General features: G+C 55.7%; 10 protein-coding genes. 5 read left to right on the top strand and 5 right to left on the bottom strand.

The window, feature by feature from the left end:
• Positions 1-275 precede the first annotated feature (275 nt).
• Complete coding sequence (locus tag ACK3SC_RS16895; RefSeq protein ID WP_416841408.1) at positions 276-1,049, top strand: IclR family transcriptional regulator; 774 nt, start codon at positions 276-278, stop codon at positions 1,047-1,049.
• 511 nt (positions 1,050-1,560) lie between these two features.
• On the opposite strand, the gene ACK3SC_RS16890 is transcribed toward ACK3SC_RS16895, so the two are convergent.
• Together ACK3SC_RS16890 and ACK3SC_RS16885 are read right to left on the bottom strand one after the other, a co-directional pair.
• The gene (locus tag ACK3SC_RS16890) at positions 1,561-2,145 is read right to left on the bottom strand and encodes a pyridoxamine 5'-phosphate oxidase family protein (protein ID WP_416841407.1); all 585 of its coding nucleotides are present in this window, start codon (positions 2,143-2,145) and stop codon (positions 1,561-1,563) included.
• A 156-nt stretch (positions 2,146-2,301) separates the two neighbouring features.
• Positions 2,302-3,480 (bottom strand): NAD(P)/FAD-dependent oxidoreductase, encoded by a 1,179-nt coding sequence (locus ACK3SC_RS16885; protein ID WP_416841406.1) that lies wholly within the window; start codon positions 3,478-3,480, stop codon positions 2,302-2,304.
• A 149-nt stretch (positions 3,481-3,629) separates the two neighbouring features.
• On the opposite strand from ACK3SC_RS16885, the gene ACK3SC_RS16880 reads away from it, so the two are divergent.
• Both ACK3SC_RS16880 and ACK3SC_RS16875 read left to right on the top strand, forming a co-directional pair.
• Positions 3,630-4,412, top strand: coding sequence for an IclR family transcriptional regulator (locus ACK3SC_RS16880; protein WP_416841405.1), 783 nt, complete (start codon positions 3,630-3,632; stop codon positions 4,410-4,412).
• Positions 4,413-4,482: 70 nt separating this feature from the next.
• Positions 4,483-5,634: an NAD(P)/FAD-dependent oxidoreductase gene (locus ACK3SC_RS16875; RefSeq protein ID WP_416841404.1), complete on the top strand. Its 1,152-nt coding sequence runs from the start codon at positions 4,483-4,485 to the stop codon at positions 5,632-5,634.
• 167 nt (positions 5,635-5,801) lie between these two features.
• Here the strand turns inward: ACK3SC_RS16875 and ACK3SC_RS16870 are convergent, their stop codons facing one another.
• Together ACK3SC_RS16870 and ACK3SC_RS16865 are read right to left on the bottom strand one after the other, a co-directional pair.
• On the bottom strand, positions 5,802-6,980 hold the full coding sequence (locus ACK3SC_RS16870) for an NAD(P)/FAD-dependent oxidoreductase (RefSeq protein WP_416841403.1): 1,179 nt from the start codon (positions 6,978-6,980) through the stop codon (positions 5,802-5,804).
• Positions 6,981-7,129: 149 nt separating this feature from the next.
• On the bottom strand, positions 7,130-8,305 hold the full coding sequence (locus ACK3SC_RS16865) for an NAD(P)/FAD-dependent oxidoreductase (RefSeq protein ID WP_416841402.1): 1,176 nt from the start codon (positions 8,303-8,305) through the stop codon (positions 7,130-7,132).
• Between the two features lie 138 nt (positions 8,306-8,443).
• Between ACK3SC_RS16865 and ACK3SC_RS16860 the strand changes: the two genes are divergently transcribed.
• Entirely contained in the window at positions 8,444-9,799 is a 1,356-nt protein-coding gene (locus ACK3SC_RS16860; RefSeq protein ID WP_416841401.1) for an aspartate aminotransferase family protein, read from the top strand.
• Between the two features lie 571 nt (positions 9,800-10,370).
• Positions 10,371-12,515 (top strand): acetate--CoA ligase family protein, encoded by a 2,145-nt coding sequence (locus ACK3SC_RS16855; protein ID WP_416841400.1) that lies wholly within the window; start codon positions 10,371-10,373, stop codon positions 12,513-12,515.
• Positions 12,516-12,691: 176 nt separating this feature from the next.
• Here the strand turns inward: ACK3SC_RS16855 and ACK3SC_RS16850 are convergent, their stop codons facing one another.
• Complete coding sequence (locus tag ACK3SC_RS16850; RefSeq protein WP_416841399.1) at positions 12,692-13,492, bottom strand: enoyl-CoA hydratase/isomerase family protein; 801 nt, start codon at positions 13,490-13,492, stop codon at positions 12,692-12,694.
• Positions 13,493-13,559: the final 67 nt, after the last annotated feature.

Below are 13,559 nucleotides of genomic sequence, written 5' to 3'. Positions count from 1 at the left end.
CCATTCAACCCTGCCGAACGACAGTGGACGATTTCGGTACGATTGTGATATCATTGCTGAACGAGATCCGCTACACCCGACGGACGAATTCTTACGGAAGGAGTCGAATCGTGTCTATTGGCATACGTTGACACACTCCAGACGTTCAGAAAATGTGACTACGCCACGTTCGGCAGGGGCGAATGGTGAAACTGTTGATGAATCACACAGTGTTCGAACGAAAAATCGAGATAGAGATACTGTTAATACATGTGAGTTAATATCTACCGTTGCATATGGACGAAATCCCACATACGGACTCAAATCTCCGCTCAGTCGAACTGTCGTTCGGCATCATTGAACGGCTTCGGGGAAGTGGGAACATGAGTCTCGCCGACCTCACAGCAGAGACTGACCTCGCCAAGAGTACGATTCACAGCCACCTTACGACACTAACTAACCTGGGGTACGTCGTCAAAACAGACAACACGTATCGGTTGAGTTTGCGATTCCTCGAACTCGGTGAAGAGGTCCGAAATCTCCAACCAGAGTATCGCACTCTCGTCGAGCACGTCGAGGCCCTCGCTGTCCGTTTCGAAGAGCGAGCACAGTTCATTGTCGAAGAGGAAGGCAAAGGTGTCTACATATACAGAAAGACGGGAAGCCGGGCGGTCATGACCGACTCGGGGGTTGGAAAGCACATCCCGCTTCACTCCACGTCCGCTGGAAAAGCAATTCTCGCACACATGCCCCGTGAGCGAGTCAAGGAGATCATCGATCAACACGGCCTCGAACCGGTGACTGAGCACACGATTACCGACGAAAAGACACTGTTCGAAGAACTCGACCAAATCCGTGAGCGTGGCTACGCGTTCAACCGGGAAGAGAACCTCGCTGGACTCAACGCTGTCGGCGTTCACGTCAAAGACGCCGATGGCGACGTTCTGGGAGCATTGAGTGTCTCCGGTCCTTCGTTCCGTCTCAAAGGGTCACAATTAGAATCGGAGATTCCTGACTACATGCTCGGACTAGCCAACGAAATCGAACTGAACCTGGCGTACCCCCAGTGAACACCCCTGTGATACAGATCTTCTATTACAATATTAGGTCTGTAATTGGTAATTTACAGCAGTAGGATTGTAATTGTAAGATGCTAATTCAGATGGACACCGGCAAACAGCCCTCACAGAATGCGTGCCCACACGGGGGACAGTGCCGTACCTGGGCGTCGTTCCAATCGGACGGATGGGTATTTGACAGAAATTATGATTCATGCTTATTAATATAATTAAAAGTACTGAGCAGCCAGATATTAATAGAGTGAATTCTTCTATATTGAATTATAATCAAAACATTTCCAAAATAGTTAGAAAACACTCTCCAAATACTATCAGTTAATTTAATATTGTAGCTAAACACCACATATCTGACCAATACCCAGACATTTCAAATAATATCTTCCAAGGAACAACAAATGTTGGGTATTGATAAACGCTCTAGTTTGGGAATAGATGGACCACCCTAGCGGAACCAAACAGAGATAGTGGATTCAGGGACAGAATCCAATCGTTTGGTCGCTATCTACTCTCTATTCTCTGTACTCTCTCCGCCAGTGAAGTCGTACGCGCCAGTGAACGCTTCTTCCATTTCGTTCCGCTTCGCGCTCCACCCCTCGATGTCGACCCGATACACCGACGTGCGTTCGATAGAAGACTCTGCGATTGGGTTGTAGTCCTCACCAGAGGTCAGGTGTGGTGCGAACTTGGCCATGAGTAGTTCGAGGGCACGACGCTTCTGGTCCGAATCCACAACGAGTGAAATCTCACCGTACCCAACGACACTCGCGTACTCAACGTCAAAGTCTACGGGGTTCTCTGCAGGGAGCAACCGCCCCATTCGACTCACCGTCAGGCTCGCATCAGGGGAATCACTCTGTTCGACGATCGTCCGCGTCTTGCCAGTTATCGCTCCATGGAGGTAGATTGCGTATTCTGTCGGGTCGTAAACGAAGAGCTGGTTCACGACGTACGGAGAGCCCTCGTCTACGAGCCCAAGTACGCAAGTCGGCTGCTGTGTCAGAAACGCTGTAATCCAGTCGTCGTCTTCGACGGCGCGCGGTGAATATCGGACATCATCGGCACGGTTCTCTGGGTGTTCCCCACTCATATCGACACATTACGGGGCTACCGCAGAAGAGTTTCGGTCGTGTGGATTTTTCAGAGCACACACACCGAACACTCGACGCAGCCTTCCGACATCCCCTCGTCCGTAGCGAGGAACAGACTCCATCGACCGCGCCTGGGATGTTCGAGATTCGTCTGCTCATTCGGTAGGGACCGTCCGGTCCGTGACGTGAGCACACTCGAAGTCTGCCGACCGGGCTTCGAACCGGTCGAGTCGGTACGGCTCAACTGGAAACGGTGTAGATTCCCCGGTGATGAGGGAACGAACGGCTGTGGAGACAAACGGCGAACACATAATCCCGCCAACGGGTCCTGTGATTGCGACGACGAGGCCATCAGGTGCTTCGGGAGGTGCGTCGATAATCGGCACATCGTCAGGCGTGGCTGCATCTCCAGACGGACAGCAGTCCTCGCTTTTGATTCGTGCGTCTTCGACGTCTTTGACGCGCTCAACGACGGTTTCTGCGACTGCTTTACGGAAGCTTTCGGTGATGGTGCTGCGGCGGTCCTCAGGAGTATCGACGAAGTACGTGCCCCCACCGATGTGGAGGTCACCGTTGTGTTCGGGTCGCCAGTACATCCCAGAGTGTGAGTCCCACGCCATCGGGAACGCCTCGCCGAACTCTCGAGTCACATCGAGATTCACCGTCTGCCAGCGGAACGGTCGGACCGGAACTTCGACGAGGTCAGAGAGGAGCCCACGTGTCCGCCAGCCAGTCGCACACACCACGTGTTCAGCTTCTATCGTCTCCCCGTCTACGCGAACACCAGTCACCGTATCGTCTTCCGTCTCAATCGCCTCTACGTACATGTCCGTCTCGTATCGGGCACCGTTGTCCTCGGCGTCAGCCTTCAGGGTCATCGTGTACGTGTACGGGTCGACCCACCCACAATCGACGAACTCCACGCCGCCAACGAACTCGTCCAATACGAATGCGTCAGGATACCGGTCTGTGATCTCTGCTGCAGTGAGATACGTCACATCGAATCCATACCCGGCCATCTTCGCGGCGTGTTCACGACCCCACGACTCCTCTTCGGCGGAGACGAGTTGAATGCCTGGTCGCTGTGTCAGCGAGAACTGACCGGTCCCGTCGTACGAGTGAAAGAAGTTCATCGCGTGGGCGCAGGCGTCGGGATAGTCAGGGAAGTCTGGAATGGTCGTAATCAGACCGGACGCCTTCGGACTCGTGTCACCACCAGCGGAACCGGCTTCCAAGACGAGGACGTCGTGGTCGGTGGAGAGTTCTCGTGCTGTCGCACATCCGATGACTCCACCCCCGACTACAATCACGTCGTATGACTCAGTTCGAGGCATAGAGCCACGTTCTCAGATTGGACGGTTATACTTTTCTTCGATTGCCACGTTCTCCGTTCTCGTGACCGGATTACGTCCTCGAGAGTTGGGGTTCGGAGCGTCGTTCACACCGAGACATCTTTATCAGGTAATTGGCCCATTCATCGATAATGACTCACACCGGTTCCGGGCGGTTGGTTCAATCGACGATACGCTCACTGCGTATTCTCGAGTACGTCGAGGAACAGGGAAGTGCGAGGCTGACAGATGTGGCCACCGAGTTCGATATCGGACACAGTACGGCGCTCAATCACCTGGCGACACTTGAGCACGAAGGAGCCCTCGTCAAGAGGGATGGGAAGTATTCACTGGGGATGAAGTTCGTCAAACACGGGGTCTCTGCAACCCAAAGCATCCCTTATATCGAGGTGGTGAGACGAAATGTGCTCGAACTCGCAGAGCACCTCGAGTTAGAGACAGAGTTTCTGGTCGAGGAACACGGCCGTGTCGTCTCGGTCATCGACACGGGGTATACATTCACGAGATATCCAACCGCGGATTCTAATCTGAACGTCGGGACGTACTATCCAATGTCCTGTACGGCCTCCGGAAAGGCGATGCTTGCAGCGATGTCGGAAGAGCGCGTCGAAGAGATAGTCGAAGAGTGGGGACTCCCACAATCGACGCAGTACTCTATCACACGCCGTGAGGACCTGTACGAAGAGTTGGCGGAGATTCAAGAACGAGGCTACTCCAGAGCGAAACAAGAAATCGTCGAAGGGTTCGATAACATCGGTGCTGTCATCACCGCACCTGATGGGACGATAATTGGGTCTATCACCGTGGGGTGGCCGACCTACCATTTCGAAGAGACCGTCCCGCAGCAGATCATCGACGAACTACTCGATACGAAGGAGGCTATCGAGACGGAAATCGAGACCACGGACGCATAATCTCGGGTCCCAGTTTGGGCCGAACTTCGGTCCCGTAACACTTATCCAATTCGTGCGTAATTGTGAGCAAATGACTAGCACACATGTCGACGCCGTAGTCGTTGGCGGTGGCATCGTCGGTGCAAACTGTGCAGTTCAACTCTCCCGTGCTGGGCTCGACGACATCGTCATTCTTGAACGCGATGCACCCGCGAGCAAAGCCAGCGGCCGAGCAGCGGGGAATCTGACGATATATCGGCACGAGCGGTTCGGCGCGGAGGCCTCACGACTCGGGCGCGAACTCTACGAAGAGTACGAGCGGAAATACGATGCCCTCACGTTCCACAGAACCAACTCGTACTCTATCGCGTACAGTGACGAAGGAGCGGAGCACCTCCGTTCGGAACACGAATCGACGACGATCGAGACAGAACTGTTGACCGCCGACGAATTGGCAGCGCGAGAACCGGAATTCGCCACTGACAACGTCACGGGAGCGCTGAGTTTCACAGACGCGGTCTACACCGATCCGAAACAGTTGACGCTCGCGGCCCATTCAGTTGCCCGTGACGAGGGCGTCGCACTGGAGCACCAAGAGGTGTGTGAGTTCGATGTCGAAGGAAGTGAAATCATCGTCCAAACGACCACCAATACGTACGAAACACCCAACGTGGTCGTCGCTGCCGGTGCGTGGACCAAACGACTCCTCCAGCGGGCGGGGACCGACGTCGCGTTGCGACCACGGACGAGCCAAATTGCGATACTCGACCCACCAGAAACCGTAGACACCCCCATGTGGAGTGCGCCAGATTTGAGCGTCTACGGCCGTTCGACTCCTGAAGGAAGAGTACTGTTCGGTGGCGGAACCACGACACCTGTGACGGACCTCGAGTCATTTCGAAATCGCGCCAGCGTCCCCTTCCTCCGACAGGTCGGTGAGGTGGCCCCAGAGATACTTCCGTTCCTCGAGGACGCAACACTCCACGACGACTGGGCAGGCCGCGTCTCTGCGACACCCGACCGCTATCCGTACATCGGAGAGACCGAAATCGAAGGGATCTACGTGTGTGCTGGCTTCAACGGAGAAGGAATCTCCAATAGTCCATTTGGCGCTCGATTGCTCGCAGACCTCCTCGTCGGCGCTGATCCACTCGTCGACCCCGCTGCGTTCGACCCGACACGGTATCGAGGGAACGAAGCCTTCGAGATAAGCGACGCTGTGCAGTGGTGGGCCGACCGATAGTCGTGTGGAATCTGGACTCCCGAATCGCTCGGTTCTGATTTCGAAACATTCGCTCTTGGGCTCAGCCTGGACGCTCTCGATGATTCTCGGAGGGGCCTGTCAATCGAGTGCATGACGAAGAACGTGGGACCCGTACCGACCGCAAATCGGGGTTGCAGACGCTCCCGTCAGACACCGATATCGTCCGGTGACTCGTTGATGAAGGTCACAGTCCAGTCCTGTGGACCGTCGTCGAATCGGTCGAGCGTGTACTTCGACATGGGGAACGGGGCATCCTCGCCGGTGACGAGAGAACGCACAGCAGCACCAGTGACAGGCGAGCCCATGATTCCAAACCCGTGCATCCCCGTCGAGATAACGAGCCCATCGGGGCAGTCGTCAGGAGCGTCGTGGATAGGTCGTTCGTCGGGAGTTGCCGTATCACCAATGTGGCACGTATCTCCGCTGGAGATGCGAGCGTCCTCGACATCTGTTACCTGTTCGGGAATGGTCATCGCGACGTGACGTTTGAAACTCTCGGTTGGCGTCGACCGCACTGTGCCCGGTTCGTCGACGTAGTACGTTCCGCCGCCGACGTGGAGGTCACCGTTGTGTTCAGGCCGCCAGTACAGTCCACTCCGTATGTCCCAGCAGACAGGGTAGTAGTCAGGGAAGTCGCGCTCAACCTCGAGATTGACCCACTGGTAGCGGAAAGGGCGAATGGGGAGGTCGACCCACTCAGAGACGAACTCCTTTGTGTGCCATCCCATCGCGACGACGACGGTATCTGCCGTGTACGACCCATCTGTGGTCTCGACACCGGTTACGGCACCGTCTTCTGTGGTGACACCGGTCACTTCGACACCTGTCTCGAAATCAGCACCGGCGTCTTCAGCATCCTCCTTGTACGTTATCGTCAACGTGTACGGGTCGACCCACCCACCTTGCTCGACTTCGATGGCACCGACAAATGGGTCCAACTCGAGGGCACCGGGATATCTATCTTCGATTTCACCCGTGGACTCGATATAGTCCATCTCGAAATGCTCCTCGATCTGTGCTGCCTCAGACCGTGCCAGTTCCTCTGTTCCCGGTGGGATAAGACGGAGGTTCGTTCGCTGGGTGAACACAAAATCCCCCGTGCCGTCGTACTCGTCGAAGAAGTCCGCAGCGTACTTCGCTGCCTCGAGATGGTCGATGTAGTCGTGAGCAACTGAGATCAGTCCCGACGCCTTTGCGGTCGTTGCAGCCGCAATCTGGTCTTTTTCGAGAACGAGTACGTCGTGGTCCGCTGCGAGGAACTTAGCCGCCACGCATCCGTTGATGCCGCCACCGACGATTACAACGTCGTAGCTTTCGCTTCCCATGTGTGAACGTGACACGGTATCCATCGATACTAACTCTTTGGGTAAGTGAACAGTCAGGCGGGTTCTCTCGTCCGAACGGACACCCAACCCATACATGGAAGGGACGATGTCCCAGAGCCGACTCGGAGAGGAGTAGCCCTTGCCAACGGTTATCGACCGGCACCTTCCATCTCGAACGTTCCACGCAACTCGAAATCAGCCCCGCCGCCATCGAATCTATCGACAGCGAACGGTTCGACCGAAAACGCTGCTTCCGCTCCCGTAATGTAAGAGCGAATCGTTTCCGCAGCGATTGGTGAGTTCACCATCCCGAGGCCGTTGAGTCCAGTCGCCACGACAATTTCGTCTGGGAGTGCCGCCGACGACCCGAGGAGTGGGAGAGTATCAGGGGTTGCTGCGTCGACACCCGACCACCCATCGACGAACTCTGCCCGTTCAGCGCCGCGGATAACGGTTGGAATCGTACTCGCGACGTGGAGACGGAACTCGTCGTCAGTTCCAGAACCGGACGCATTGACTTCGGGAGTATCCTCCAGATATTCTCCGCCGCCCACGAGGAGGTCACCGTTGAGTTCACCGCGGAAGTAGAGTTCTTCCCGGGCGACGCGGCCGAGCGGGAAGGTTTCGTCGAGTGGTTCTTCCAGCCGTAGCATTGCACACTGCAGATGGAATGGGCGAATGGGGAGGTCGAGATATCCGGAGAGGAACTCACGCGTCCGCCACCCGGTGGCCATGACACAGTACTCCGCAGACAGTGAACTCTCTGGGAGTTCGACTGTCGCCACCCCGTCATCAGCAGAAACATCGCGTACGGGCGTGTTTCTGAACACGTCGACACCGCGCTCCTCGGCAGCTTTCTGGAGAGCTACAGTGTACTCGTACGGGTCGACCCAGCCCGTGTCAGCGTACTCGACGACGCCGGCAAACCGTGATGCATCGAACCAGGGATACGCTTCTTCTACTTCGGCGGGGTCGAGGAAAGAGACCGGAAATCCCTTGGCCGAAAGGTTCGCTGCGCGGTCACGTGCAGCCCGCTCGCTGTCTGGTTGGATGAACTCGATTCGTGGGCGTTCGTGAAACGAGAAATTCTGCGTCCCGTCGAACGCTCTAAACCACTTGTTCGCGAAGCGCGCAACGTCAGGGTGTTCACCGTGGAACAGTGTGGGTGCGACGAGACCCGCTGCCAACCCGGACGCCTCACCGGCTATCTGGCCTCGTTCGACGATGGCGACGTCGTGGTCGGGTGAAAGATGGTACGCCGATGCACAGCCGGCTACACCGCCTCCAACGATGACGACGTCGTAATCAGTGTCAGAACCTGTCATCACTGCTACGGTGGGTCATCCCATACCATAAATCCTGACCGTGAGTCACGGTCGGAATCCGGGTATCGTCGAACCCAGCCATCGGTGTGTGGTATTACCCCCCACACACTTATTATTCAGACATGTATCACCACTGGTATGGCCTACTGGGAGACCCTCGAAGCCGAGTACCGGGAGCGGACGCCAACCAGTGAATCGCTCCACGACGAGACGCGTGAACATATCCCGAGTGGTGTTGCGAGCACCTCACGTCAGTTCGACCCTTACCCGTTCTACATCGACCACAGTGACGGAGCCTATCTCGAGGACGTAGATGGGAATCGCTACCTCGACTACGATATGAACAACGGGGCGGGGCTCTGTGGACACACCCACCCAAAGATAACGGCAGCACTCCACGACCAGCTCGACAAGGGGACGCTGTACACCATGCCCCACGAGTTACTCGCAGCGGCGGCCGAGGAACTCAAGAAACGATGGAGTGCGCTCGAGAAAGTTCGGTTCACCAACAGTGGGACCGAGGCGACGATGCACGCAATTCGGATGGCGCGTGCGTACACGGGCCGCGACAAACTCCTGAAAATCGAAGGAACCTACCATGGTGTCCACGATTACGTGATGGTGAGTGGAACTCCACCAGCGGGCAAAGTAGGCCATCCGAACCGACCGATGAAGGTGTCCGACGGCCACGGTATTCCAGACAAGACAGTCGAAACGGTCGAAGTCGCGCCGTTCAACGACCTCGAAGCGACAGAGGAAATCATGCGGGACAACATAAACGAGATCGGCGCGTTCATCGTCGAGCCGGTTATGTTGAATAAGTCGGTGACGCCTCCGCAGCAAGATTATCTCAAAGGAATCAAAGACCTCTGTAAAGAGTATGGTATCGTTCTCATCTTCGACGAGGTGAAGACTGGTGTGAAGGTCGCCCCCGGTGGTGCTGCCGACCATTACGGGATTCAGCCCGACATGGTGACGATGGCGAAGTCGATCGGCGGAGAGACGTCAGTCGGGGCGTTCGGTGGTTCACACGCCATTATGGACCAAATTGCGAACGACTACGCCTGGCACTACGGGACCTACAACGGGAACCCGTTCGTTTTGCGAGCGTTGGTAACGGCACTTCGTGACGTGCTGACCGACGATGCCTACCGCCACGTGAACGCACTTGGTGAACAGATGAAAGCGGGGTACGAAGACGTGATGGAAGATGCGGGAATCACGGGGCAGGTTCGGAACGTCAACTCTCAGGGGATGGTCCAGTTCACCGACGCGAACATCACCAACTACCGGGAGTTCATGGCACACATCGACGACGACTTCCACCGCCTGTTCTGGTTCGGGATGGTCAATCAAGGAATCATTCCGCATCCGTACGGCGCTCGCCAACAGTGGACTATCAGTGTCCAGCACACTGAAGAACACGTCGACGAAACCATCGAGGCATTCAAGAATATCGCACCGAAAATAGCAGCCGAACAGCAATCCAGGTAATAGTCCCTCTTCGGGACAGATTGGCTCTTCATACCACGACGGGCACTATTTTTCAGTCACACTGAGGAACTCGTATAGCCAGACTGCATTCCAGCAGGACAGAGATAACGAGCACGGTCGGTCGAGAGAATCAACAGTCACACAGTTCGTGGGCCGGAACGTCGTTCTGAAGCACCAGTTATTTCACACATGGTGAAGCGAGAAACCCGGCACACGCGTTCCGGTACGTCCCCTGTATTGAGATAGCAGGGGTCAAAGAATTACAAAGATACCACTGTAACGTATACCCAGAAATCGAACGTCAGAACGGGAAAATACACTATGTGTGAAACACCGACGCCAATACGACTGAGATGGTCAGTGTTCTCAATGTTCCCAAAATGTGTTTCACCATGTGTGAAATGTTCGAGTTTATCTCCGTGTACGAGGCAGGAGAAATGTGGATGACAGGGGATTCGAACTCCGCAACCCATTCGTCCGTACATTCAACAGAAACAGATTGTCCGAGGTTGCTTGTCAGTGTGTGACACAACCCCAATCTATTAGATAACGCTCTCACTGTTACTGAGCAATGGAACAACTCGAGCGACTATTTAATCCACGTGGCATCGCGATCATCGGGGCGTCACAGAATCCCGAAAAACGCGGCCACTACACGATTTCAGATCTACTCAGGTGGGGATACGAGGGAGACATCTATCCGGTAAATCCAAAGTACGACGAGGTGCACGGATTGCCGGCATACTCGTCTGTCCTCGACATCTCCGGACAGGTCGATCTGGCGTTCATCGCAATTCCAGCCCAGTACGTTCCGGATGCAATTCGTGAGTGCGGTGAAGCGGGCCTCGCAGGAGCCGTTATCAACACTGCTGGCTTCGGTGAAGTCGGTGAGGAGTCTCTCGAAGATGAACTCGCAGCGGCCGCCGAAGACGCAAACGTCCGGCTCATCGGACCAAACATTCAGGGTGCCGATTTCGTCCACCAACACGTCCATCTTCTGGGCGGAATTAGGACGACACCGGGTCATCTGGGAATGATAACCCAGTCTGGAAACATGGGTATCGCGCTCTCGGTCGATGCTGAAGACAGCGGAACCGTGGGATTCAGCTACAACATCGGTGTTGGAAACGAGACAGACCTCGAGTTCTACGAGTATCTTCGGTTCCTCGGTGAAGCGGACGACACTGACGGTGTCGTCGTGTACGTCGAAGGAATGAACGATGGCCGAGCATTCCTCCGGGAAGCCCGTCGCGTCTCTCGCGAAAAACCAATCGTCGCCTACAAATCTGGGCGCACCGCCGAAGGGAGGGAGTCTGCGATGTCTCACACTGCATCGCTCGCTGGCGACGTCGACGTGGTGGAAGCAGCGTACCGTCAGGCCGGCATTCAGCCACTCGACAGCGTAGATCTCCTCGTTCCCGTCGCAGAAGCACTGACGACGTGCCCGATTCCGGACGGGCCGAACGTGGCCGTACTCACTGACGGTGGGGGTCACGCCACTGTCACGGCCGACGCGATCGAACGTGCTGGACTCGGAGTTCCGGATTTGTCCGCAGAAACCCAGGAGACGCTTCAAGAGCTGTACGAACTGTCTCCCAACCTCACCAATCCGGTCGACGTGATGGGGATGTCAGACCACGAGACGATGTGGTACGACACGGCCCGTCATATTCTCGAAGACCCAAACGTCGACGCGCTGCTACTCACAGGTGGTGCACTCGGCTACGAGGAATGCTGGTGGACTCACGACGACACTGGATTCGATGTCGAACCAGAACGCGACCTCGGCATCGCCCGAAAGATTACAGAGATGGTAGACGAAGTCGGAAAGCCCGTCGTGTTCAACAGTCTCTGGGATGAACTCGGGTGCTCGACTGCACTGCAGTATCTCTCAGAGAACGGTGTCCCAGTGTACGAAGAAGTCGACACGGCAGTTGCAGCACTGAAAGCACTCGCCGACTACGGCCACCACCTGACTCACGCAGACGAGAAGTCGGATTTCGACATCGAAGCCGACGAGAACGCGAACTCGGTCATCGCCGATGCGATCCGAGAGGGACGGACGACGCTTTCAGAGTTCGAGTCCAAAACGGTACTCGCAGAGTACGATGCTCCAGTAACGCCGTTCGAACTCGCGAAAACGGCCGAGGAGGCAGTCGAAATTGCAGACGGTTTCGAGAAAGCGGTTGCGATGAAGATTGCGTCCCCAGATATCGTCCACAAAACCGAAGCAGGGGGCATCAAGTTGGGTGTCGAGGGAGAACAGTCAGCCCGTGACGCGTTCGACCAAATCCGAACGAATGCCAGTGAGTACGACCCGTCCGCACGAATTGAGGGCGTCCTCGTCTCACCGATGGTTCCGAACGGAATCGAACTGTTGGTGGGCGTCGTAGACGACCCTGAAATCGGACCTGTCGTCACCTGTGGAATCGGGGGGATTCTCGTCGAGGCAATCAACGATGTCGCGTTTCGCGCACTCCCAGTCACCGAATACGATGCACGAGAGATGATAGACGAAATCGAAGCCCAGGCGCTCCTCGATGGGCCACGTGACCTCCCTGCAGTCGAGAGAGACGAACTGGTCGAGTTACTCCGTACGGTCTCCACCCTCGTCGCGAACAACCCTGCAATCGAGGAACTCGACATCAATCCGGTGGTCGCGACCGAAGACGGGCTTTCGATACTCGATTCGAGTCTCGAACTCAGTGCTCAATGACACCCAGAATACTCATCGGCGGCCGAAACTCAGTTCGGCAATTAGTCGAATAATCTACGTTCTCGGGGCAATTCAAGCAGTGTCGATGGTCGGCACCGACATCAAACCAGTGTGTGCAGCAGTCGACTCGGTGCATAGGTGAGTGACTCACCGCCAGAGGCCGTCTGTTTCTGTCACTAATCTTTCTCTGCGGTGTTCATCCATTCGATAGCTGCGTTCACACCCTCTTCCTCGACAATTTCGTGGAAGCGGTGTGCAGTCTCGGTCTCGGACGTCACAGCGAAGAGGAACTCGTCTATCTGTCCAGCAGAGTTCGAGCGATAGCCCTGTGTCTCCTGAATGTCGTTGAGTGTATCTTTCAAGAGTTTGACGACGGAACTGGGCGTCTTCTTGATGTGTGAAACTTCTTCCTCGACAGCGTCCCAAAGTGCATCTTCGTCTTCGACAACGCGATTTATCAGTCCCATCTTTTCGGCGGTGTCTGCGCTGATGTGCTTGCCGCCGTACAGGAGTTCTCGCGCGTGTTTCAACGAGTCAGTCACGTAGGGCAAAATCAGCCGTGGTGGCAGTTCTCCCATGTGAACGTCCGGGAACCCGAACTCGGAGCGTTCAGTCGCAATCGTCAGGTCGCAGACGAGCGCCAGATTACACCCGCCTGCAAGTGCATATCCGTCGACGGCAGCAATCACGGGGAGGTTCAGGTTGTAAATCGTATCGAGGTGGGTGTACGACGATTTTATCAAATCGTCCATCGTTTTGGTTCCTTCCTCCCCGAAGTCGTACCCCGACGAGAACGCTCTCCCCGCACCAGTGAGGACGACAACACGAACTTCATCGTCGTCCTCTGCACGCAAGAGGGCGTCTTCCAACTCCTCGCGTAAGGTAGTGTTTAGCGCGTTGAGGGACGCTTCGTTGGTGAGTGTGATCGTCTGGATGCGGTCCGCTAGCTCTGTCTCTATGTATTCGTATTCGGGCACGGCCGACTATTCCGAAACAATCTGTTTATAGATATCGGTGGGTGGAAATTGTTGAATATCTGCGCAG

Source organism: Haloferax sp. DFSO52 (genome assembly GCF_048158745.1).
Classification (GTDB): Archaea; Halobacteriota; Halobacteria; order Halobacteriales; family Haloferacaceae; genus Haloferax.
Note: the sequence above shows the minus strand (reverse complement) of the source record. Positions and strands in the feature narration are given on the sequence as shown.

Excerpts from the sequence above, each read along its gene's own strand:
- ACK3SC_RS16895 (WP_416841408.1), top strand. The coding sequence starts at position 276 with ATGGACGAAATCCCACATACGGACTCAAATCTCCGCTCAGTCGAACTG.
- ACK3SC_RS16890 (WP_416841407.1), bottom strand. The coding sequence starts at position 2,145 with ATGAGTGGGGAACACCCAGAGAACCGTGCCGATGATGTCCGATATTCA.
- ACK3SC_RS16885 (WP_416841406.1), bottom strand. The coding sequence starts at position 3,480 with ATGCCTCGAACTGAGTCATACGACGTGATTGTAGTCGGGGGTGGAGTC.
- ACK3SC_RS16880 (WP_416841405.1), top strand. The coding sequence starts at position 3,630 with ATGACTCACACCGGTTCCGGGCGGTTGGTTCAATCGACGATACGCTCA.
- ACK3SC_RS16875 (WP_416841404.1), top strand. The coding sequence starts at position 4,483 with ATGACTAGCACACATGTCGACGCCGTAGTCGTTGGCGGTGGCATCGTC.
- ACK3SC_RS16870 (WP_416841403.1), bottom strand. The coding sequence starts at position 6,980 with ATGGGAAGCGAAAGCTACGACGTTGTAATCGTCGGTGGCGGCATCAAC.
- ACK3SC_RS16865 (WP_416841402.1), bottom strand. The coding sequence starts at position 8,305 with ATGACAGGTTCTGACACTGATTACGACGTCGTCATCGTTGGAGGCGGT.
- ACK3SC_RS16860 (WP_416841401.1), top strand. The coding sequence starts at position 8,444 with ATGGCCTACTGGGAGACCCTCGAAGCCGAGTACCGGGAGCGGACGCCA.
- ACK3SC_RS16855 (WP_416841400.1), top strand. The coding sequence starts at position 10,371 with ATGGAACAACTCGAGCGACTATTTAATCCACGTGGCATCGCGATCATC.